At 69.8% G+C, this 20,697-nt stretch carries 25 protein-coding genes and 1 tRNA gene; 15 read left to right on the top strand and 11 right to left on the bottom strand.

Translation table 11 applies throughout. The annotated features are described in order from the left end of the window. Positions 1-168: 168 nt before the first annotated feature. The gene (locus ACFHYQ_RS00570) at positions 169-816 is read right to left on the bottom strand and encodes a PadR family transcriptional regulator (RefSeq protein ID WP_394299054.1); all 648 of its coding nucleotides are present in this window, start codon (positions 814-816) and stop codon (positions 169-171) included. 225 nt (positions 817-1,041) lie between these two features. Between ACFHYQ_RS00570 and ACFHYQ_RS00565 the strand changes: the two genes are divergently transcribed. From ACFHYQ_RS00565 to ACFHYQ_RS00540, 6 genes are all read left to right on the top strand, one after another. Further along, positions 1,042-1,731 (top strand): hypothetical protein, encoded by a 690-nt coding sequence (locus ACFHYQ_RS00565; protein ID WP_394299053.1) that lies wholly within the window; start codon positions 1,042-1,044, stop codon positions 1,729-1,731. A 347-nt stretch (positions 1,732-2,078) separates the two neighbouring features. Continuing rightward, positions 2,079-2,411 (top strand): putative quinol monooxygenase, encoded by a 333-nt coding sequence (locus tag ACFHYQ_RS00560; RefSeq protein ID WP_394299052.1) that lies wholly within the window; start codon positions 2,079-2,081, stop codon positions 2,409-2,411. A gap of 500 nt (positions 2,412-2,911) precedes the next feature. Then, positions 2,912-3,358, top strand: a complete 447-nt coding sequence (locus ACFHYQ_RS00555; RefSeq protein WP_394299051.1) for a helix-turn-helix domain-containing protein — start codon at positions 2,912-2,914, stop codon at positions 3,356-3,358. An 84-nt stretch (positions 3,359-3,442) separates the two neighbouring features. Beyond that, entirely contained in the window at positions 3,443-3,715 is a 273-nt protein-coding gene (locus tag ACFHYQ_RS00550) for an ATP-binding cassette domain-containing protein (RefSeq protein WP_394299050.1), read from the top strand. Then, a complete protein-coding gene (locus ACFHYQ_RS00545) occupies positions 3,706-5,031 on the top strand; it encodes an FtsX-like permease family protein (RefSeq protein WP_394299049.1) in 1,326 nt (441 codons plus the stop codon). Before ACFHYQ_RS00550 ends, ACFHYQ_RS00545 begins: the two co-directional genes overlap by 10 nt. A 61-nt stretch (positions 5,032-5,092) precedes the next feature. After that, a complete protein-coding gene (locus tag ACFHYQ_RS00540; protein ID WP_394299048.1) occupies positions 5,093-5,335 on the top strand; it encodes a hypothetical protein in 243 nt (80 codons plus the stop codon). 54 nt (positions 5,336-5,389) lie between these two features. Here ACFHYQ_RS00540 and pruA read toward each other — a convergent pair whose 3' ends face one another. Both pruA and ACFHYQ_RS00530 read right to left on the bottom strand, forming a co-directional pair. Further along, positions 5,390-7,015: an L-glutamate gamma-semialdehyde dehydrogenase gene (gene pruA, locus ACFHYQ_RS00535; RefSeq protein WP_394299047.1), complete on the bottom strand. Its 1,626-nt coding sequence runs from the start codon at positions 7,013-7,015 to the stop codon at positions 5,390-5,392. Positions 7,016-7,019: 4 nt separating this feature from the next. Beyond that, positions 7,020-7,946, bottom strand: a complete 927-nt coding sequence (locus ACFHYQ_RS00530) for a proline dehydrogenase family protein (protein ID WP_394299046.1) — start codon at positions 7,944-7,946, stop codon at positions 7,020-7,022. An 84-nt stretch (positions 7,947-8,030) separates the two neighbouring features. Between ACFHYQ_RS00530 and ACFHYQ_RS00525 the strand changes: the two genes are divergently transcribed. After that, positions 8,031-9,200: a PucR family transcriptional regulator gene (locus ACFHYQ_RS00525; protein ID WP_394299045.1), complete on the top strand. Its 1,170-nt coding sequence runs from the start codon at positions 8,031-8,033 to the stop codon at positions 9,198-9,200. Here ACFHYQ_RS00525 and ACFHYQ_RS00520 read toward each other — a convergent pair. Next, complete coding sequence (locus ACFHYQ_RS00520) at positions 9,179-10,228, bottom strand: glycosyltransferase (RefSeq protein WP_394299044.1); 1,050 nt, start codon at positions 10,226-10,228, stop codon at positions 9,179-9,181. The two genes, ACFHYQ_RS00525 and ACFHYQ_RS00520, sit on opposite strands and share 22 nt — an antisense overlap. A 237-nt stretch (positions 10,229-10,465) precedes the next feature. After that, a complete protein-coding gene (locus tag ACFHYQ_RS00515) occupies positions 10,466-12,364 on the bottom strand; it encodes a SpoIIE family protein phosphatase (protein ID WP_394299043.1) in 1,899 nt (632 codons plus the stop codon). Positions 12,365-12,460: 96 nt separating this feature from the next. Here ACFHYQ_RS00515 and ACFHYQ_RS00510 point away from each other — a divergent pair, with 96 nt between their 5' ends. After that, positions 12,461-13,243: a GAF and ANTAR domain-containing protein gene (locus ACFHYQ_RS00510; RefSeq protein ID WP_394299042.1), complete on the top strand. Its 783-nt coding sequence runs from the start codon at positions 12,461-12,463 to the stop codon at positions 13,241-13,243. A gap of 18 nt (positions 13,244-13,261) precedes the next feature. On the opposite strand, the gene ACFHYQ_RS00505 is transcribed toward ACFHYQ_RS00510, so the two are convergent. Further along, positions 13,262-13,621, bottom strand: a complete 360-nt coding sequence (locus ACFHYQ_RS00505; protein WP_394299041.1) for an STAS domain-containing protein — start codon at positions 13,619-13,621, stop codon at positions 13,262-13,264. A gap of 231 nt (positions 13,622-13,852) precedes the next feature. Here ACFHYQ_RS00505 and ACFHYQ_RS00500 point away from each other — a divergent pair, with 231 nt between their 5' ends. From ACFHYQ_RS00500 to ACFHYQ_RS00490, 3 genes are all read left to right on the top strand, one after another. Beyond that, on the top strand, positions 13,853-14,632 hold the full coding sequence (locus ACFHYQ_RS00500; protein WP_394299040.1) for a SigB/SigF/SigG family RNA polymerase sigma factor: 780 nt from the start codon (positions 13,853-13,855) through the stop codon (positions 14,630-14,632). Between the two features lie 117 nt (positions 14,633-14,749). Continuing rightward, positions 14,750-15,172, top strand: coding sequence for an ATP-binding protein (locus ACFHYQ_RS00495; RefSeq protein WP_394299039.1), 423 nt, complete (start codon positions 14,750-14,752; stop codon positions 15,170-15,172). A 9-nt stretch (positions 15,173-15,181) separates the two neighbouring features. Further along, the gene (locus tag ACFHYQ_RS00490; protein WP_394299038.1) at positions 15,182-16,480 is read left to right on the top strand and encodes an NAD(P)/FAD-dependent oxidoreductase; all 1,299 of its coding nucleotides are present in this window, start codon (positions 15,182-15,184) and stop codon (positions 16,478-16,480) included. A 77-nt stretch (positions 16,481-16,557) separates the two neighbouring features. On the opposite strand, the gene ACFHYQ_RS00485 is transcribed toward ACFHYQ_RS00490, so the two are convergent. The 3 genes from ACFHYQ_RS00485 to ACFHYQ_RS00475 form a co-directional block, all read right to left on the bottom strand. Next, positions 16,558-16,749, bottom strand: coding sequence for a hypothetical protein (locus ACFHYQ_RS00485; RefSeq protein ID WP_394299619.1), 192 nt, complete (start codon positions 16,747-16,749; stop codon positions 16,558-16,560). A 4-nt stretch (positions 16,750-16,753) separates the two neighbouring features. Continuing rightward, positions 16,754-17,203, bottom strand: a complete 450-nt coding sequence (locus ACFHYQ_RS00480; protein WP_394299037.1) for a hypothetical protein — start codon at positions 17,201-17,203, stop codon at positions 16,754-16,756. A 104-nt stretch (positions 17,204-17,307) separates the two neighbouring features. Then, a complete protein-coding gene (locus ACFHYQ_RS00475) occupies positions 17,308-17,895 on the bottom strand; it encodes a hypothetical protein (protein WP_394299036.1) in 588 nt (195 codons plus the stop codon). Positions 17,896-18,015: 120 nt separating this feature from the next. On the opposite strand from ACFHYQ_RS00475, the gene ACFHYQ_RS00470 reads away from it, so the two are divergent. Continuing rightward, the gene (locus ACFHYQ_RS00470; protein WP_394299035.1) at positions 18,016-18,348 is read left to right on the top strand and encodes a DUF6458 family protein; all 333 of its coding nucleotides are present in this window, start codon (positions 18,016-18,018) and stop codon (positions 18,346-18,348) included. A 10-nt stretch (positions 18,349-18,358) separates the two neighbouring features. On the opposite strand, the gene ACFHYQ_RS00465 is transcribed toward ACFHYQ_RS00470, so the two are convergent. Then, complete coding sequence (locus ACFHYQ_RS00465) at positions 18,359-18,823, bottom strand: hypothetical protein (protein ID WP_394299034.1); 465 nt, start codon at positions 18,821-18,823, stop codon at positions 18,359-18,361. A gap of 88 nt (positions 18,824-18,911) precedes the next feature. On the opposite strand from ACFHYQ_RS00465, the gene ACFHYQ_RS00460 reads away from it, so the two are divergent. Next, a tRNA-Pro gene (locus tag ACFHYQ_RS00460) sits at positions 18,912-18,985 on the top strand. 408 nt (positions 18,986-19,393) lie between these two features. Here the strand turns inward: ACFHYQ_RS00460 and ACFHYQ_RS00455 are convergent. Then, the gene (locus tag ACFHYQ_RS00455) at positions 19,394-19,558 is read right to left on the bottom strand and encodes a hypothetical protein (RefSeq protein WP_394299618.1); all 165 of its coding nucleotides are present in this window, start codon (positions 19,556-19,558) and stop codon (positions 19,394-19,396) included. A gap of 365 nt (positions 19,559-19,923) precedes the next feature. Here ACFHYQ_RS00455 and ACFHYQ_RS00450 point away from each other — a divergent pair, with 365 nt between their 5' ends. Together ACFHYQ_RS00450 and ACFHYQ_RS00445 are read left to right on the top strand one after the other, a co-directional pair. After that, entirely contained in the window at positions 19,924-20,388 is a 465-nt protein-coding gene (locus ACFHYQ_RS00450) for a single-stranded DNA-binding protein (protein WP_394299033.1), read from the top strand. A 57-nt stretch (positions 20,389-20,445) separates the two neighbouring features. Further along, positions 20,446-20,667, top strand: coding sequence for a hypothetical protein (locus ACFHYQ_RS00445; RefSeq protein ID WP_394299032.1), 222 nt, complete (start codon positions 20,446-20,448; stop codon positions 20,665-20,667). Positions 20,668-20,697 lie beyond the last annotated feature (30 nt).

Genomic DNA, 20,697 nt, shown 5'->3' with positions numbered 1-20,697 from the left:
CGATTCGGATGTGTCCGAACCGCCCGTGGCGGGGAGCCCAGCTATCCTTGCGGTTGCCACCTTCGTGGCCGGGTCCCGTCCGCGGGTCTCGGTTCGAGGTCGGGGCCCGGCGGGGTGTTGGCGCACCCTGCTGGGCCTTTTCGTTGTGTCGGGCCCTTCGTCCGTGGATCAGTCGGTTGTGGCGCCCCTTTCCGCGATGTCGGTCAGCTGGGGCGGGATGTGGCCGGTGCCGTGGAAGTCCCGCCACGCGGCGAGGTCCGGGAAGGTCCCGGTGACGAGCTCGCCGATGAGGGCCCGGACCCAGGCCGTCTCCGCCTCCTGGATGGCGAGCTCGTACTCCGTCTCGACGAGGAACAGCCGCGGGATCTCGTGGAGCTCGCGGGCGAGTGTCTCGCGCCGCTCGGCCAGGTCCGCCTCCAGCCTGGCGAGTCGCCGACGCAGCAGGTCGACGACCTCGTCCGGCGAAAGGGCCCCCATGACGGACAGCCCGGCCTTGAACCTCGGCTGCTCCCGCTCCGGAGTGGAGACCAGCTCGCGCGCCCAGTCCTCGAGCTCCTCCAGCCCGGCATCGGTGATCCGGTAGATCGTGCGCTCGGGGCGGCCACCCTGCCGCGTGCTCTCGATCGCCTCGATGAGGCCATGCTTGTCCAGGTTCCGCACCACCGTGTAGAGCGATCCCCACTTGATGGGCATGTCCTCGTCCTTGCCGCGTGCGCGCAGCACCGAGGCCATCTCGTACGGATGCATCGGCCGTTGGACGAGGACCGAGAGCACGGCGAGCGCCAGCAGGTTCCCCACTCTTCGCTGCCTGGCCACCACATCACCTCGCCTACGACTACTCGTCCACGAGTATACGTAGCCGAGTAAAATCCCGGCAAGACCAGTCGCCGGTGCGGCTTGCAGGTTGCTTGCATGGCGTGCCGGTAAGTGGCGGTCAAGGGATGTGCAGGCGGGGGCCCGTATCACTGAGGTGTAAGCGAAACCCCCGGGCGGCGACGGCCAGACCGGGACCCGCCCCGACTCCGCCTCAGGGAGAACACGATGAAGCGCACCCTCACCGGTCTGGCCGCCGCCGCGATCACCGGCCTCGCCGTCACCGCCCCCCTCACGCTGATGGCCGGCCCGGCCTCCGCCGGCGGCGACTACGGACCCGACACCTGCCTGCAGGGCTACGTCTGGCGGGAGGCCCGCGTGGGCGACGTCGTCTGCGTCACCCCGGCCACCCGCACCCAGACCAAGGCCGACAACAATGTGGCTGCGGACCGCTGGACCGACGGCGTCTACGGCCCGCACACCTGCGTGACCGGTTACGTCTGGCGCGAGGCCTACAACGGCGACGACGTCTGCGTCGTCCCGGCCACCCGCAGCCAGGCCAAGACCGACAACAAGCTGGACGACGAGCGCAAGGTCAAGGCCCGCGTCTGGGCCACCCGCTACTTCAGGGCATACGGTGTCGACGACACCCAGCTCATCAAGATCAATGGCGACCACTTCAACTTCGGCATGGTCCGGCTGACCATCCGGTACAACACCGGGAAGCTCTTCTGGAGCGGCACGGCCAACGCCAAGGCCCAGGCGAAGTTCGCCGGTGGCGCCTTCGGTCTGATGACCGACGTGGTCGACTGCGCATACACCCGGCGGCCCGCCAACGCCTACATCCAGGCGCAGGACGTGGTCTCCGGCCGTCAGTCGGCCCGCATCCCTGTCCGCGTCGGCTGCGCCGTCCTCTGACCGCTCAGACGGATCCCTCAAGGCAGCGAAGGACCGGTCCCACCCGGGCCGGTCCGCACCTTTCCCGGCTCATACGGCCAGACGGCCATACGACTCAGTCACGGGTGACGTCTCCGACGTCGAGCATCCCGCTCTCGTACGGCTCGATCGGCGGATAGAGCTCAGACACGAGGGACCTCCAGGTTGAGAGAAGTACAGTTCTCACAACTACGGTTATCTCGCCGGCGCCACTCTGGCGCGAGTCAGTCCGGCTCGACGGCTTGTACGGCTGACGCGAACGATGGTGCCGATTCGCCGGCGGGCAGACTGGATGGCATCCGAGTACGTCTACTGCCGGGACAGATTAAATGATCTTCATTACCGCGAAGTTCCGTGTACGGCCCGAGCATGCGGCCCGTTGGCACGAGATCGTCGATGAGTTCACCCGGGCGACCCGGGCCGAGCCGGGCTGCCTGTGGTTCGACTGGTCGCGCAGCCTGGACGACGCGGCCGAGTACGTCCTGGTCGAGGCGTTCCGCGACGACGAGGCCGGTGCGGCGCACGTCAGGTCCGAGCACTTCAAGCAGGCTCAGCGGACGCTCCCGCAGTACCTCGCCGAGACACCTCGGATCGTCAACGTGAAGGTCCCGCAGGACGACTGGTCCCTCCTCGGCGAGATGGCCGTCCCCGGCAGCGATTGACTCAGTCGGCGACCGCACGGCGGGCGACGACCTTGCGTTGAGCCTGTGATCCGACATGGAAAGGCCCGGTGCGTGAGCGGCCGGGCCCTTTTCCCTGGATCCGTCGTACGGTCCGGAGACGGTCAGCAGCCGACCCGGACCGGGATGCGGGCCGACTGGCGGCCGGAGACCACGTCCTGCGCCTGGATGTAGGCGTTGGCGGGCCGCCGGGTGTATGCGCAGTCGACCACGTCGGTCATCAGACCGAAGGCGCCACCGGCGAACTTCGCCTGGGCCTTGGTGTCGGCCGTGCCGCAGCTCGATCAACGCTCCCGGCCGCTGATGGCCGCATCGGTGGGGCCTCGCTGCGTAGGGCGGAAGCTGATGCCTTTTCTCCCTGCTGCTCTGCTCTTGCGGGATCGGCGTGGGCGGTCATGCCGTTCAGCGTACGGGCCGCAGGACATGGAATTCGCGCACTACGGAGGTTACACTTATTTCAGATATCGATCTGGGAGGTGGTCGTGTCCCGCACAGGCGTTCTTGCTCGTGCCACCCGCGTCGAGGCTGACAGTGGTGACCGCGAGTTGCTTGCCCATATCGAGACCGCGGCCCGGTCTGCCGAACTTGTACTGCGTAGGGCAGACGGTCGTGACATCGTGTTGCCTGAATCACTTGTGAATCTCGTCCTGGCCGCAGCTCACGATCTGGCCAAAGGTAACGCGATCTTCGCTCTCCCGGTGGAGACTCGCCTGACCCCGAACGAGGTCGCCCAGATTCTGGGGCTATCGCGGCCCTTTGTCGCACGATTGCTTGACGAAGGAGAGATTCCCTCCCGGCATCTGCCCGGCAGCCGCCACCGCTTGGTCCTCCTCTCTGATGTGTTGGAGTTCCAGGCTCGCCGCGAGCGCCGCGCCGAAGGCCGTCGCAGGATCATAGAAACCGCTGAAGAGGCGGATCTACCCTACTGAGGCGGGAGAGTGTCGGTCGATGGCGCGGGTTTTCGTCGACACCAACGTGCTGTTCCCGTTCTCGTTGATGGACCTGATGCGCGGGTGGCGATAGCCCGCGCGCTGCTCGGCAGGCCAGAGGTGATCTTCGCCGACGAGCCGACAGGAGCCCTCGACCGGGGCTCCGGGCGCGAGGTGCTGGCGCTGTTGCGGGAGGCGGTCGACGGGTACGGCCAGACGGTGGTCATGGTCACACACGACCCCGAGGCGGCGGCGTGGGCCGACACCGCACTCTTCCTGGTCGACGGGCAGATCGTGGACACACTGGAGCGGCCCTCGGCCGACCGGATCGGCGCGCGATTGGCCGAATGCCGATGATGCCGATGATGCCGGTGCTCGCGTTGAACAACGTGCGGACCAATCGCGTCGGCTTCGCCGCTTCCTTCGCGGCCGTGCTGCTGGCCGTGGTCCTCGTGGCCTCCAGCGGCGTACTGGTGACCAGCGTGGACGGTGACGACGAACTGAACGGAGTCATGTCGCTGCTGGTCCTGTCCGCGGTGGTGTCGGGGTTCGTGTCGGTCTTCGTCGTCGCTGGCACGATGAGCCTGCACGTGCTCGGACAGCGCAGGACATGGGGGCTGCTGCGGTCGGTCGGCATGACACCGCGCCAGGTGCGGCGTCTGATCGTGGCCGAGGCCCTGGTTGTGGCCGTCTTGGCCGGGGTGGCGGGGTGCGTGCTGGCCGTGCCGTACGCCGGGGGAGTGGCGGCCCTGCTCACTGGCGTCGGCCTGGCGCCCGCCGGGGTCCCGCTGGAGGTCACGTGGGGACCGTTCATCTTGGCGCTCGCGGTGGGACTGGTGGTCACGCTGACGGCGGCGCGGATCGCCGCGCGCAAGGCGGTGAAGGTGACGCCGCTGGAGGTGCTGCGCGAGGAGGCGGCCCAGGCCCGCACGCTGCCCTGGTCCCGGATGGGTGTCGGGGCCGTGGCACTGGCGGCCGGTGTCGTGCTGCTCTGCTTCACGCCGCGGGTGCCGCCGACGGCGGCCCTCCCGGCAGGATTCGGGGCGACGATGGCGCTGTGCGTCGCCGCGTCGGCGCTTGGGCCGGTCGCGCTGCGCGGAATGGGATGGCTGCTCGGCGGCGCGGCGGTGTGGCTCGATCCCGGGCCCGGAGAGCTGGCGAGGGCGTCGGTGGTGACCCAGCCGCGCCGGGCGATGTCGATGGCGTCGCCGGTGATGCTCACGGTGGCGTTCGCGTGCACCTTCCTGTTCGCGATCGCGACCTCGGACGAGGCTGCGGGGGTGACCAGGACGGGGGTGTCGGCCTGGGCTGCTCCCGTGGTGGTGGGCTCGGCGATGGCCTACACAGTGATCTCGGTGCTGAACTCGACGGCCATGTCGATGGCGGAGCGGGCGAGGGAGATGAGGCTGCTGCGGTCGGCGGGCGCCACGCCGGCACAGCTCACCAGGGCGGTGTGCTGGGAGTCATTGATCGTTACCTGTGCGGGGGCGTTGCTCGGGACCGGGATCGCGGCCGCATCGCTGACCGCACTGGGCCTGGCGGCGTCGGGGGAGGCGAGATTCGTGTACTCCGCCCCGCAGCACGCCGGGCTGGTGGGGGTGTGCGCGGTGAGCGGGCTGATCGGAGGGCTGCTCTTCACCCGCACGGCCCGCCACGGCCCCCTCGTCTTCTGAAGGAAGTGAGCCGACCGCCCGAAGTTATGCGATTGCTGGTGGCATGGTGTGGAACATGGTCATGCCTCAGCCCGCGGATCCAACGGTCAAGAAGTCGGTTACACTTCGCCGCTCCCTCGCAGAGGAGATCGAGAGCCGCACCGGACCACGCGGCTTCTCCCGATTCGTCGATCAGGCGGCGGAGTACGGCTTGGCGTTGCTGAAGGCCGAGGAGATCGTGGCCGACCACGAGCGCCGGGTGGGCACCTTGTCCGACGAGGTCATGGAGGAGGCCAGACGAGCGTGGGCCGATGACGGGGAGTAGGGGCGGCCCCGGGGCCGGGTGATGTCCGAGGGCCCCGGGGTTGCCGTGGGCGCCTCAGCCCATGTGGGGGTAGCGGTGGTCGGTCGCGGGGACGAAGGACTCCTTGATCGACCGGGTGTTGACCCAGCGGATCAGGTTGAAGATCGACCCGGCCTTGTCGTTGGTGCCCGAGGCCCGCGCGCCGCCGAACGGCTGCTGGCCGACGACCGCGCCGGTGGGCTTGTCGTTGACGTAGAAGTTGCCCGCCGCGAAGCGCAGCCGCTCGGTGGCCGCCGTGATCGCGTACCGGTCCTGTGCGATCACCGCGCCGGTCAGCGCGTACGGCGCGATGCTCTCCATCTGGTCCAGGACCGTGTCGTAGGCGGAGTCGTCGTACACGTGCACCGCGAGGATCGGCCCGAAGTACTCCTTGACGAACACCTCGTCGGTCGGGTCGGAGCACTCCAGAATGGTCGGCTTCACGAAATACCCGGTCGAGTCGTCGTACGACCCGGTGAGGACGTTGATCGAGTCGGTCGCCCTGGCCCGGTCGATGGCCTCCCGGTGCTTGGCGAACGCCCGGTGGTCGATGACGGCCCCCATGAACGCCGACAGGTCGCTCGCCACGTCGCCCACCGCGAGCGACTCGGCGGTGCCCACGAAGTCGTCCCGCATCCGTGACCACAGCGACCGAGGGACGTACGCCCGGGAGGCGGCCGAGCACTTCTGGCCCTGGTACTCGAAGGCGCCGCGGATCAGCGCGGTCGACAGCACCTCGGCCGAGGCGGAGGGGTGGGCGACCACGAAGTCTTTGCCGCCGGTCTCACCGACCAGCCGCGGATAGCCCCGGTAGCCCGCGATGTTCGTCCCGACCGTCCGCCACAGATGCTGGAAGGTCGCAGTCGATCCGGTGAAGTGGATCCCGGACAGCTCGGGGTGGGTCAGCGCCACCTCGGAGACGGCGGCGCCGTTGCCGGTGACCATGTTGATCACGCCGGGCGGCAGCCCGGCGGCCTCCAGCAGCCGCATCGTGAAGTGCGCGGCGAACTGCTGGGTCGGCGACGGCTTCCAGACGACGACGTTGCCCATCAGCGCGGCGGAAGCCGGCAGGTTCCCCGCGATGGCGGTGAAGTTGAACGGGGTGATCGCGAGGACGAAACCCTCAAGCGGGCGGTACTCCATGCGGTTCCACACGCCCGGCGACGACACCGGCTGTTCGGAGAGGAGCTGCCGCGCGAAGGAGACGTTGAACCTGAAGAAGTCGATCAGCTCGCAGGCCGCGTCGATCTCGGCCTGCTGCACCGACTTGGACTGGCCCAGCATCGTCGCGGCGTTGAGCGTGGCGCGCCATGGGCCGGCCAGCAGGTCGGCGGCCTTCAGGAAGACCGCGGCCCGCTCCTCGAACGGCAGGGCCCGCCAGGCGCGGCCGGCCGCCAGCGCCGCGTCGATCGCCGCGCGTACGTCGGCGGCGGTCGCGTCGGCCGTGGTGCCCAGCACGGCGGTGTGGTTGTGCGGCTGGACGACGTCGATCGGGGCGCCGCCCGCCATCCGCCGCTCACCGCCGATGGTCATCGTGAGGTCGAGCCGCGTCTCGCCGAGCTCCTTGACCCGGGCCTCCAGGGCCGCGCGCTCGGCGCTGCCGGGCGCGTAGCCGTACACCGGCTCGTTGGCCGGGACCGGGACGTTGACGATGGCATCCATTGCTTCACTTGCCTTTCAGAGCGCGCAGGAAGAAGGCGACGTTGGCCGGGCGCTCGGCGAGACGGCGCATGAAGTAGCCGTACCAGTCGTCGCCGAACGGAACGTAGACCCGCACCCGGTGCCCGGCGGCGGCGAGTTCGCGCTGCCTGTCGGTCCGGATGCCGTACAGCATCTGGTATTCGTAGCGGTCCCGTCCGTGACCGTACCGGTCGGCGAGCAGTTCGGCGATGGCGATCAGCCGGTCGTCGTGCGTGGCCACCATGGGATACCCGCTGCCCGCCATGAGCACCCGCAGGCACCGGACGTAGGCCCGGTCGACCTCGGCCTTGTTCTGGTAGGCCACCGAGGCGGGCTCGCGGTAGGCGCCCTTGACGAGCCGGACCCGCGAGCCGGCGAGGTCGCGGCAGTCGGCCTCGCTGCGCAGCAGGTACGCCTGGATCGCCACGCCGGTCTCCGGGAAGTCCTCGCGCAACGCGCGCAGGATCTCCAGCGTGGAGTCGACGGTGGTGTGGTCCTCCATGTCCAGGGTGACGGTGGCGCCGCAGTCGCGGGCCGCCAAGCAGATCTGCCCGACGTGGTCGAGAGCCATACCGCCGAGAGCCATGTCGCCGTCGAGCGTAAGCCCGACGGCCGACAGCTTCACCGACACCTCGGCCCGGTCGCCGAGCCCGAGCGGCCGCAGCGCGTCCAGCAGCGTGACGTACGCCTTGGCGGCCTCGACGGCCGCCCCCCTGTCGCGGACCTCCTCACCGAGATGGTCGATCGTGACCGTGAGCCCGGAGCCGGTCAGGCGCCGGACCGCGGCCACGGCGTCGGCGGTCGACTCCCCGGCCACGAAGCGGTCGACGACCTTGCGGGTGGCCCGCAGACCCGAGACGGTCCGACGGGCCAGCGGGCTGCGCGAGACCGCGAGAAGCAGAGATCCGAGCATGGCGCAAGGGTAAAATTCCCAGCTCACGATGGTCCACGGACATCCGCCACAGCATTTTCCGACAGATGCACAACAATGGAGCACATGCAGGAGATCGCCGATGAGATCGCGCGGCTGCTGGATGCCTCGGTCACGATGGAGGACCGGTCGTTCAAGCTGCTCGCCTACGGCGAGCAGAGCGGAGACATCGACCGGGTCCGGCAGGAGTCGATTCTGCGCCGGCGCGCCTCCGCCGAGGTGCGCGCCCATTTCGAGGGGTACGGCATCGCCACCGCGACCGGCCCGGTGCGCATCCCCGGTCTGCCCGGCCTGCTCGGCCGGGTGTGCGTTCCGCTGCGCCACCGCGGGGTGAACTACGGCTACCTGTGGCTGCTCGACTATCCGATGCTGACCGACGAGCGGCTGGCCGCCGCGGCGCCGCTGGTGGCCCGGGCGGCGATGCTGCTGGCCCGGGAGGCCCGCGGGCGGCATGTCCGGCTGCGGGACTTCTTCTCCGCCGACCCCGCCACCCGGGCCGCCGCCGGGGTCGAGGTCGAGGGCCCGGTGGCGGCGCTGGCCGTACGGACGCCGCCGGAGTGGGCGGGCGACCCGCCGCCTCTCCCGCGCGGCGTGCCGGCCGACCCGGGTATGGACGGGGCGCCGGGGGAGGGGCCGGACGAGCGGCTGCTCGCCGTGCTGGCCCCCGCCGCACAGGCGCGGGAGGTCGCCCAGAGGCTGCACGCGGCGTACGGCGACGCGATGGGTGGCGCGATCGGCGGCGCGGTCGGCATGGGAGGTCCCCGCGACGATCCGGAGGAGGCGTGGGAGAGCTGGCGGGAGGCGCTGTTCGCGCTGCGGGTGGCCGAGCACGTCGCCCGGCATGCCCCGGTGGCGAGCTGGCCGGAGCTGGGCGTCTACCGCCTGCTGGTCCGGCTGTCCCACCGGGAGCTCGCCGACCTGGCCGCGGAGAGCGCCGCACTGGCGACGCCCGCGTCGCGGGAGCTGGCCCGCACGGTCGAGACGTACCTGGATCACGGCGGGCACGTACAGGAGACCGCGGCCGCCCTCGGCGTGCATCGCCAGACGCTCTATTACCGGCTGGGCAAGGCCGAGGACCTCACCGGACTCGACCTCGCGGATGGGGAGAACCGGCTGCTCCTCCACCTGTCCCTCAAGGCGGCCGCGCTGGCCCGGCCGCCCCATCCCAGGCAACCACAGTCTGGTCAGCCACATCCCGGGCAGGCGCGGTCCAGTCAGGCGCAGGTCTTCTCGTAGACCCGCAGCAGCTCCATGCTGATGCGCTCGAGCGAGTAGCGGGAGCGCGCGCGGTCCGCCGCGGCGTACCCGATGGCCGTACGCAACGTGACGTCGCCCAGCAGCCTGCGGATCCGCTGGGCCACCTCGAGGGGCCGGTCGGGCCGGGCCAGGAAACCGGTCACGCCGTCCACCACCGCGTCCAGATGGGCGCCGGCCGCCGAGGCGATCACGGGGATGCCGCAGGCCATCGCCTCCAGCGCCGCCGTGCCGTTGGGCACGGACGGGGACAGCGACAGCACCAGGTCCGCGCTGCGCATGAGCTTGGGCATCGAGTTGTGCGGGACCGTGCCGAGCGCCTCCACCCGGTCGGCCAGGCCGTGGTCGGCGGCCAGTGCGCGCAGCCGCTCGACGCCGGGCTCGTCGCCCCCCGCGATGACCAGCTCGGCGTCGGGGACCGCCACCAGCGCGGCCACCGCGCTGGCCGCGCCCGCGTGTCCCACGTGCAGCAGCCGGGGCCGGTCGCCGCGCGGGCAGGCGGGGCCCTGGCGGTGGAAGCGCTCCACGTCGATCCCCTGCGGCACGACGGAGATGTTGCGACGCGGGACCCCCATCCGGATCAGCTCGGACTCCTCGTCGGCGCAGGCGGCGATCACGGCCCTGGCCCGGCGGCCGATCGCGCACTCCAGGCGGCGTACCGGAGCCGGCCTGTGGTCGTCGGGATGGGCGTGGAAGGTCTGGGTGACCGGCACGCCCAGGCCTTCCGACCCGGCGATGGCGGCCAGGCCGCTGGTCCAGGAGTAGGCGTGGATGATGTCCGGGCGGTGCTTCCGCCACCGCTGCCGCAGCCCGGCGCTGAAGTCCGGGATGTAGGGGAGCAGGTCGCTTTCTGACAGCTCCACGTCGGGTCCGGCCGGGACGTGCTCGATCGCGGTGCCCTGGGCCCTGCATCGTGTGTACATGATGACCCGGTGGCCGCGAGCGAGCTCGCGGGCGATCGCGGGAGTGTCGGGTGTCAGCTCGTGAGCGGAGACGATGGCGATATCCATGGCACACCTCAACGGCAGGAAGGCGTTTAGAAGGTGTGCCTGCGTCTTAGGCACGATAGGTGCCTGTTTACCGTACTCTGATCCTCGCTAAACGCCTAATCGAGAAAAACTTTGTGCGCGCCCGCCGACGGGTGTCGCGCTCCCCCGTTCTCCCTCGGCGTGCCCCCCATGACCGGCGGCGGCGGATTACACCATGTTCGCAGATCGGGCGGGGCAGCGGGAGACCCGGGTCGGTCTTCACCTGGACCTGCGCAGCGCCAGCACGGTGATCTCGTCGGTGGCGTGGCTGCCGCAGAAGGCCCGGTGGTCCTCCTCGATGGCCTTCACCACCGCCCCGGGCGGCTGGCCCATGCACCGGGCGAGCAGCTCGGTCAGGCGCGCCTCGCCGTAGTTCTCCCCGGCCGCGCTCTGCGCGCCCACCAGGCCGTCGGAGTAGAGCAGCAGCGTCTCACCCGTCGGCATCACCAGCTCGTCGGTGGCTGGCACCGACCCCTCCTCGAATCCGAGGGGGACGCCGCCGCCCTCGGTGAAGCGGATCCCGCCGCCGGGCTGGAGCAGCGCCGCCGGATGATGTCCCGCGGAGGCCAGGCGCACCTTGCGGCCGCGGACGAAACCGGCGGCGGCCATCACGAACAGACCGGTCCGCTGCACGACGAGAGCGTCGTTGACCTTGCGCATGGCCTGTCCCGGGTCGTCCTCCCAGACGCTCAGCACCCGCAGCCCGTTGCGCACCATGGCGGTCACCGCCGCGGCCTCCTCACCCCGGCCCGCCGCACTGCCGATCACGAACCCCCAGCCGTTCTTGACCCGGAACACGTCGTAGAACTCGCCGCCGATCGCGCGCAACCCCGAGCCCGGGTGATAGAACGCGGCGCTCTCGAAGCCGGGGATCTCCGGCAACGTGCGGGGGAGCACGCCGGTCTGGAGGGTGTCGGCCGCCTGGGCGCGGCGCTGGAAGCCCCGCTGGGCCCGCATGGCCAGGCCGAGGTGCATGCCGATCTCCTCGAGCAGGCCGAGGTCGGCCAGGCCGAACGGCCGCCGGTCGCGCTGCCGTACCAGCGTGAGCACGCCGTGAACCTCGTCGTCGGTGCGGATCGGCACGCTCAGCAGCGACCCGGCCCGCATGCCGCTCAGCACGTCCTCGCCGAGGAGCGAGTCGTCCGCCAGCATCTCGTGCACGATCCCGCTCCGCGTCGCCAGAACCTGCTCGATCATGGGCGCCTCCGCCGGGGACGTCTCCTCGATCATCCGCTGGAGGCGGCCGAACGGCTGGTCGCCCGGGCCGACGACGATGACCCGCTGGACGTCGGCCCGATCGACGGCGGCTCGATCGACGGTGGGGCCGTACGGGTCGCCGTTCCTGATCACGTCCGCGATCACCCAGTCGGCCGTCTCGGCCGCGAGCAGGCGCGCCGCGCGCAGCAGGGCCACCGGCTCGCGCAGGCTCTCCTCGTCGAGCAGCAGCCGGGTGAACCGGGACAGCAGTTCGTGCCGGCGAGCCGCCGCCATCAGATCCGGCGGGGAGCCCGCTGGATTCGTCCACTCGTCGTCGACCGGTCCGGGGGCCTCAGTCAGCCGCATCCCGGTCCGCGGCGTCCCGGCCGGTGGCGGCTGGGCCGGCAGCACGACCGCCGCGATCATCTCCTGGGGCTCGCCCGGCATCCGCAGCCTGCTGAGCACGAGCCGTACGACATGGGCCCGGCCCTGGTGGGCCAGCCGGGTCTGGAGCGACGAGGTCTCCTCACCCCGCAGGAGGGCGGTGAAGTGCGCACGGAACGCGGCCCGGCCGGCCACGTCGATCAGCAGCGGAAAGGCGCGGCCGATGAGGTAGCCGGCCGGGCTCCCCAGCAGGCGGGTGGTCTCGTTGTTGATGCGCCGCACCGTGCCGCCGGTGTCCATGATGATCACGGGTATCGGCAGCGAGCGGAAGACCTGGCGCAGCAGCTTGTGCTCACGCAGGGTGCCACCGTCCCGGCGCCTGCGGGTGCGTTCCAGCTCGGCGAGCGCGTCGCGGAGCAGGTCCTCGGCGGTCTCCAGCTCTCGCAGGGCCGCGTCGGGCCGGAAATCGTCCCGCAGGACGGCGATGCGGTCGGCGAGACCGCTCAGGGCACGCTCGAGTTCGGCGTTGGCGGGCAAGCGACCTCCTTGCGTCAGCTAGACGCTACGCCCGGGACCGGGTCTAATCGTTCCAGCCTGGATTAATCCGGAACCGATGGGAATGGTCTTTCTATCATGGAGACGACGTCCATCCTCGTGCGTGACCTGACCGCTCTCGGCAGGGTGACTGAGGGGGCCTCCTGCGAGAGCGTTCTGCGCGGCATCAGCGAGGCCATGGCGCGCGGCGTCCCGGGCTGCGCCGGCGGCACCGCCGAGCTGTGGGCGGACGGGCCCGTGCTGCTCGCCGCGTCGCACAGCGAGCTCACGGCGCTGATCGACCGCGAGCGCGAGCTGCGTGAGGGACCTTCGCGGGAGGCACTGGCCTCCGGTACGCCTGTCCTGGTGGTCGACGTCGTGCACGAGTCCCGCTGGCCCGGCTACTGCGCGACCGCCGTACGGCACGGCGTGCGCTCGGTGTTCGTGCTGCCGATCGAGGTGGACGACGGCATAGTCGTCATCGGCCTGTACGGCGTGCGCGCCGGGGTCTTCAGCCCCGCGGCCTTCACCGGAGAGGGCTCGCTCACGGCCCTGCTCAGAGAGCAGGTGACCGTGGCGCTGGCCAACGTGCGGCAGTTCGACGATGTCCTGACCGGCGCGGCCCAGATGCAGGAGGCCATGGAAGGGCGCTCCGTCATCGACCAGGCCAAGGGCATTCTGATGTCGACGAGCGGCTGCTCGGCCGAGGAGGCGTTCGAGGAGCTCAGGAAGATCTCCCAGCATCACCAGGTCAAGGTGGCCGACCTGGCCCGGATGCTGGTCTCCGAACGGGGCCGGCGACCGGCGGTCACCGGAACGGCCACCCGGGAAGACGGCGGTCAGCGAGGACAGGGTGATCCGGACCACCGGCGCCCAGCCTGATCGTCGGCCTGAGCGGGATCAGGAGGCGGCGAAGGCGGCGAGCGCCTCGTCGAGGGTGTCGAAGAGCGGCAGCCGTTCCGACAGTCCGGTCACCCACATCACCTTGGAGTTGGGGTACTGCACCGAGACCAGCGCGAAGTCGCCGCCGTCGCCGGTCGACCGCTGCCAGTGATGGACGATCAGCCCCAGCGCCCGGGAGTCCATGAACGTGACTCCGCCCAGGTCAAGGATCATGTCTGGGCCGTGGTCGTCCGCCGCCGCGTCCAGGAAGTCCGAGAACTGCTCGCGCGTCGTGGCGTCGAGAACGCCGCTGATGTGGATCACCACAATGCCGCCGGCCATGGTGGAGCTCAGGGACAGCAGCCCGTTGTTAGACACCTCGCGCCTCCTCTGCGGAGAAGATTACTGGTGTCCGCACGTCAGTGATACCGAGTGGTGATATTCCGAGATTTGCGGCAATATAGTCATCCTGAGGTCCAGCAGAGGGCCTTGTCTCGACACTGTAGCGAGGCACGCCTTCTGCATGGATCGATCTCTGGCCGGATGCGCCAGGTGGTCCATCCCAGACAGGCGTCGCCCTCGCGTGAAGACCACGAGGGGATCTGCCAGATGCCTGCCGAGGGCCAAGCGACGAGCTTCGACACTCCGACCGCCGAGGAACTGCTGACCGAGCTGGCGCGGGAGGATCTCCCCGCCGAGCGGCGGGACCGGCTCCGCGAGACGATCGTGGAAATGCACCTTCCGATGGCCAGGGACGTCGCCCGGCGTTACCTGCACCGCGGCGAGCCCATGGAAGACCTCCTCCAGGCGGCCTACGTCGGCCTGATGAAGGCCCTCAACGGATTCGACCCGGCGCTCGGGCACGCGTTCCGCGGCTACGCGATGGTGACCATGACCGGTGAGGTCAAGCGGCACTTCCGCGACCGCACCTGGGCCGTCCGGGTGCCCCGTCTTTATCAGGAGCGGCGGGCCGAGCTCAACCGGCTGGTCGCGGAGATGACCCAGGAACTGGGCCGCTTCCCCACGGTCGCCGAACTCGCCAAGAGGATGAACATTTCGGAAGAGGACATGCTGCTCACCATGGACGCCTCCGCGGCGTACAGCACGCTCTCCCTGGACGCGCCGATCGGCGCCGACGACGACGCGGCGGCGCTGGGGGACGTGATCCCCGACGAGGACGACGCCCTGGACATCCTGGTGGACCGGGAGGCCGTCAAGCCGCTCATCGACCATCTCCCCGAGCGGGAGAAGAACATCCTCCTGCTGCGCTTCTACGGCAACCTGACCCAGGCCGAGATCGCCGCGGAGTTCGACATCTCCCAGATGCACGTCTCGCGGATCCTCCGCAAGACCCTGGACCTGCTCCGTACGGAACTCGTCGCGGGATGAGTTCGGGGCGACCCCCAGATGAGTCCCAGATGAGCCACGGATGAGCCCCAGATGAGTTCCACCATGTGTCGTACGGTCGGCCGGGTCGCGCGATGTCCGGCGGAAGGCGCGTGACGGGTGCGGGATGACGGCGCCCCGGCGCACGTCACCGGGTCGGCCAGGGAGCGCGGTTTCTCCCTGGCCGACCTGCCCGACGTGCGGGAGTTCGCCGCTGACGAGGCACGCCGTGGCGGGATGCCCGACGACGCCGTCGGCGACTTCCTGCTGGCGGTCAACGAGGTGGCGACCAACGCGGTGACCCACGGCTCCACCAAGGCGCGGCTGAGCGTCTGGCGGGACGGGGAGGACCTGGTCGTCGGCGTGCACGACGAGGGCCGGGACTGGCGTCCGGAGGGAGCCCCGGGGGAGACGCCGCCGCCTGAGAACGCGACCAGCGGCATGGGCCTGTGGGTGGCCCGCCGGCTCAGCAGGGACATAGCGGTTGAGACGGGGTCAGGCGGGACGACCGTCACGATGCGTTTCCCGGTCCGCGCCGGGTAGGGGACCGGCATGGCAGTCCCACGGATTCTGATAGTCGGCGGCGGATACGTCGGCATGTACACAGCACTCCGCCTGCAGCGACGGCTTCACCGCGGCGAGGCCCAGATCACCGTCGCGGACAACGACTCCTACATGACGTACCAGCCGTTCCTGCCGGAGGCGGCGGCGGGAAGCATCGAGGCCCGGCATGTCGTGGTCCCGCTCCGGCGGGTCCTCCGATCCTGCGAGATCCTCAGCGGACGGGTCACCTCGGTGCGACTGGCCGACCGGAAGGCGGAGGTCAAACCGCACGAGGGGCCGGACCTGACCCTCGACTACGACTACCTGGTCCTCGCGCCCGGTTCGGTGTCCCGCCTGCTGCCGATCCCCGGCCTCGCCGAGAGCGGCATCGGGTTCAAGACCGTGGAGGAGGCCATCCATCTGCGCAACCACGTGCTCGGCCGGATGGACGTGGCCGCCTCGACGGCCGACGACGACATCCGGCGGCGGGCGCTGACCTTCGTCTTCGTCGGCGGCGGCTTCGCCGGCGTCGAGGCGATCGCCGAACTGGAGGACATGGCCACCCACGCCTCCAGATACTTCCGCGGGATCCACCGCGACGACATGCGCTGGATCCTCGTCGAGGCCACCGACCGCATCCTGCCGGAGGTCGGGCCGGACATGGGCCGATGGACCGCCCGGCAGCTGAGCGAGCGCGGCGTCGAGGTCAAGATGGGCACGCTGCTGAAGTCGGCGGAGGGCTGCCACATCGTGCTCGACGACGGCGACGAGTTCGACACCGACACGCTGGTGTGGACCGCCGGGGTGAAGCCGAACCCCATCGTCCGAGCGGGCGACCTGCCGCTCGACGAGAAGGGCCGGGTCAAGGCCACCCCGTTCCTGCGGATCGAGGGCACCGACTTCGCGTTCACGGGCGGGGACGCCGCCGCCGTGCCCGACCTCACCCGCCCCGGGCAGCTGTGCCCGCCCAACGCCCAGCATGCCGTACGGCAGGCCCGCCGCCTCGCCGACAACCTGCTGGCCACGCTGCGGGGACGGGAGCTGAAGCCGTACCGCCACCAGTCCGCCGGGTCGGTGGCCAGCCTCGGGCTCTACAAGGGCGTGGCTCAGATCTACGGCCGGGAGGTGCGGGGGTATCCGGCGTGGTTCATGCACCGGACCTATCACCTGGTGCGGATGCCAACGCTCAACAAGAAGTCGCGCATCCTGGCGGACTGGACCCTCGGCCTGTTCTTCCCGAGGGAGATCGTTTCGCTGGGGGCCGTACAGAATCCTCGCGAGGAGTTCACCCTGGCCGCACGAATGTGACGGCGGCCCCACGCACTGATCGCCCCCTCCTGTCTGAGGGAGGGGGCGATCTCGGTATGCCAGGAGGTGAGAGGGGATCAGCGGCGGGCGCGCCGGCGCCACCCGGCGGAGCCCACACCGGCGGTGCCGACGCCGGCCTGGTGCAGGGCGAGTAAGCACAGACCGAGGGCGATCAACGCCGTCATGCCGATGCCGATGCTCGCGTCGAGAAGATCGAGGAGAAAGGCGATCCCGAAGACGACCGCCGCCGCGATGGCGAGCACGACCATCACCTCACTTTCCGGTTAACTGGAGCAGCAGCGTGTGATAGTCGCGAAGAGCGCGTCGCAGCGTCTCCGTGTCGCGCTCGTCGCCGTTCTTCCAGTGATCGAGCAGGGCGCGGTGGCGGGTCGTGATCCGCTTCAGCGCCTCATCCACAAGGGCGTCCGCCTGCTCGACCGACTGGCGTGGATCGTCCACGAACCCGGCCTTGATCTCCCGCCAGTGCGTCTCGAACCCATCACCGTCGCTGGCGCCGTTGGTCCTGTCGGTGACTTGGGTCTTGGCGGTGACATCGGGGTCCTTGGCGGGCGCGGTGTCCTTGTTGAACGCTGCCTCGTCCGCATCCCGGGCGCCGTTCTTGCGAGGCTCACTGGGTCGAGGCTCACTGGGCGCCTTCCGCGGGTGGGTCGCCTGCTGAATGGGGGTCGCGCCGGGCGTGCGTGTCTGTGTGGTCTCGTCCATGGCGTCCGTCGTACTCCGTTCGTCTGCCGAGGGTCGGATGTCGTCTTGTGGGGACTGGGTGTCGTCGTTCGAGGGCCGGACGGTCCTCGCCGTGTCGTTCGGAGTCAACGGTCGGCTCCCTTCATGTCCCGGGAGCGTGCGCCGTCCGCGCGGCTCTCGGCGTCATCACCGAGGAGTTCCCGGAAGAGTTCGCGGTAATGGACCATCGCCTGGCGCAGTTCCTCGGTGGTGGCGTCCTGCCGGGCGGCGCGTCCGCTGATGTCGTGTGCCTTGCGGTAATGGTCGAGTGTGGCGGCGTGGGCGACGGACAGATCGCTCAGTCGCTGCTCGAACTCCTCGATGGGATATCCGCGCTCGGCCATGACGGCGGCGACAAGGGTGTCGGCCTCGGTGACGGCGAATCCCGGCGCGTCGACGAACTGCTCCTGGACCTCGGCCCACTTCCTCGCGTAGGAATCTCTCGTCTCCGGGGCGAGGGTGCGGATGCGCAGCCTGGCGTGGCGCTCCTCGCGGGAGATCAACTCCTGCTCGGCCTCCCTGCGGCTGTCGCTGTGCCGTACCGTCCGTTCGTATTCGGGCCCGAACCGGACCCGCAGGCGGCGGCGGCGACTCCACGCCGTCAGGGCATAGCCGACCACGGCCAGAGCCAACACCACGACTATGACGACTGCCGCCCATGTTCCGGCGCTCATGTCTGCCTCCCTGGGGTGGGTGGTTGCTGTTTCCGGCGACTGCCCTCGAAGGCACCCTTCACGCCTCGCGTAGTCGGCGGATTCACGGGTAGAGGGGCTTTACCAGCAGAGGAGGTAGCCATGGGATTCGGAGCCAGCCTCGCCTTCATCGCGATCGGCGCCGTTCTCGCCTTCGCGGTGAAGTGGGACGTCCCCGGGATCGACTTACAGATGATCGGCTGGATCCTGATGGGGGTGGGTGTCGTCGGAGCGCTGCTGACCAGCATTTACACCCGCCGCCCGCGGGCTGAGGAGACGGTTGAAGCCATCGAGCCGGAGGTGTACACGGTCGATCCGGCCGCCGAGCAGCACATCCACGTGCACGAGAACGAGCCTCACGCCTCAGTGCACCCTGGCCGGCGCCACGTCCACATCCGGGAGGACACCACACCTGTCCGCCGGGAGGGCGACTGACCGCCGGGCTTCACCCCTGTCCTGAGGTGTCCGCGCCCCGTGGCCCTTCCCCCGGGGCCTCGCCGAGAACGTCCCGGGCCTCCGCCAGCACTCGCCCGATGTGAGAGGACCCCTCGGCGGGCACCTCCAGGAAGCTGTGTTCGGGGTCGTAGGTGATGTCGAGACCGTTGTCGACGAGCCGGTTCGCCCAGCGGAGAGCCGTGTTGAGCTTGTCCTTGGTGACCGTACGGCCCTGGGCGGCCGCGGACAGGTTGCGCAGGTTCGTGGCCGGCCCGCTCTGACTGTGTTCCCGGCGGAGCGTCCAGGGCAGGGCCCGGCTGTGATCGGCCATCGGCTTGGACAGGCCCGCCGCCCGCTTCGCCTGAAGGACGCCGGACTCCGTGACGCCGAAATGTGCGGCCAGCCGGGCATTCGACCAGCCCTCGGCCGCCAACCGGGCGAGCTCCTCTTGATCGATCCGCGGTTTCCTTCCCATGATCGAAGCTTAGGGCCGGAGGGGATCGTGATGTACGCACCCGGCCGGAAACTGCGCTAAGGTTATGGAAGCCCGGCCAGCCGGGCGACGGGACGTAGCGCAGTTTGGCAGCGCACTTGACTGGGGGTCAAGGGGTCGTGGGTTCAAATCCCGCCGTCCCGACAGAGTTTTACCAGGTCAGAGGCCGTGATCACAAGAGAGTGATCACGGCCTTTCTGCTTCTCGTTGCTCATTTGCTGCTCGGATGAGCCGTCAGTTGCCGACACCCCAATGTCGGGCGTTCTCGCAGCTTGCCGCCTACTCCACCCCTCTCATGCCCCGCGGGAGCCGAGATGTTCAAACGGATGGTGCCGGCTGTGCCATGATCTAGATCTACAACGTAAAGGCAGTCTCGTTATTGCACTGAGTTATAGCCGTGTCGCCATCCTCAAGAGTCAAGATCGAGGCCACCGTTCAAGTTGAACATCAGCTGACGGCTGGTCGACGTGTTCATGAGGAAGCCCTGCACATGCCGATACGGCTCAAGTAACTTGATCCCGAAGCGGTCGGCAGACGGTTCATGTCCTGCTCTCATCCGCCGTCCGGCGTCCGTATAGCTGGGTGTGGATCGACCTCGCGGCCCACGGGATCGGCGAGTGCCATGGCCGTGGGAAGCCAATCTCGCAACATCGGACGGAATCTCGCGTCGCTCAGCGCGGTGCGCACCAGCTCGATTTGGTCCGTGCGGATGACCAGGTCGAGGTCGTACGGCCCTCCTGAGCTCGGCCTTCGCCAGGGTCGCCGCGTCCCGGCCGGGGTCGCCGTAGGCGGCTGCCCCGTCCCGGCGGCTGACTATGCGCCGGCTTAGCCCGTCCCCTTAACCCGGGTTCTCGCCCGCGCTTCACCGCGGGCTGCGGAGGGCGAGTGGCGGCCGTTGAAGATCTTTTGCTGGCGCAAAACATCTTCAACGGCCGCCACCACCCGGGTTGCGGGGCCGGTCACGCCGTCGCTCCGTCTGCCTTTTCGCCGGGACGGGGCAGCCGCCGAAACAGCTCCCCTTCCAGGTCAAGGACGCAGGAAACCCGTGTGGCGGCAGTGCCACAGCGAAGGGGAGGGGACCCGTGCTCGACATCCACATCAGCCTCACCGGCAGGATCGCCTACGACCCGCGATTCTTCCCGCCCGACCACGAGGCGCCGGCCATGTGGTCGGCGGTGCTGGAGGTCAACGGGCCTCCCACCCCGCGCCGTGACGGCTCGACCCACATTCCCACCCGCCAGGTGGAGGTCGTCGTCTACGGCGTCGCGGCGATCCGCGCGCACGAGTCGTACCGCAAGGGGCAGCTCATCATGGCGCAGGGCTGCGACCTGATCCCGCGCACCTACGAGACGAAGGGCCGCGAGGGTAAGCCGACCGTGCGTGCCGCGGTGAAGGTGATCGCCGCGAATCTCGGGCTGGCCTCCCGCTACAGCCCGGTGCACGAGGGCACCGCCGGCTGGCCAGTCGACGCCTCGCCCCGCCGCCTGGCCCAGGGCGCCTCCGCGGTCGTCGCCGAGGAGCCCGCCACCACGTCCTTCGCCGGCTGACCTCCCCTCGTGCGGGCGGCCCGATAACGACCGGGCCGCCCGTACGGGTCCGCGCCCGTGGGCGATCCTCTCGCCGCAGACCGCCGCTTCCTGGTGCGCGCCCTGCGCGGCACCGGCGACGGGGCCGGCGTGGCCCGGGCGTTCCTGTCGGACCGCTACAAGATCATCGACAATCTGGACGTCCTCATGGCCGCCCTGGACGGGGTACGGCTCGCCGGAGCCGACGTCCGCATCGACGGCTGCGACCCACGGCCGTTCCAAGATCATGAAGCGGTGTAGGTCGCGATCTGATCACGTACGGCGTGTTCG

Origin of the sequence: Sphaerimonospora cavernae (assembly GCF_042435035.1) — a bacterium.
Lineage (GTDB): Bacteria > Actinomycetota > Actinomycetes > Streptosporangiales > Streptosporangiaceae > Sphaerimonospora > Sphaerimonospora cavernae.
The sequence above is the reverse complement of the archived record's forward strand: the minus strand, read 5'-3'. Positions and strand labels throughout refer to the sequence as shown.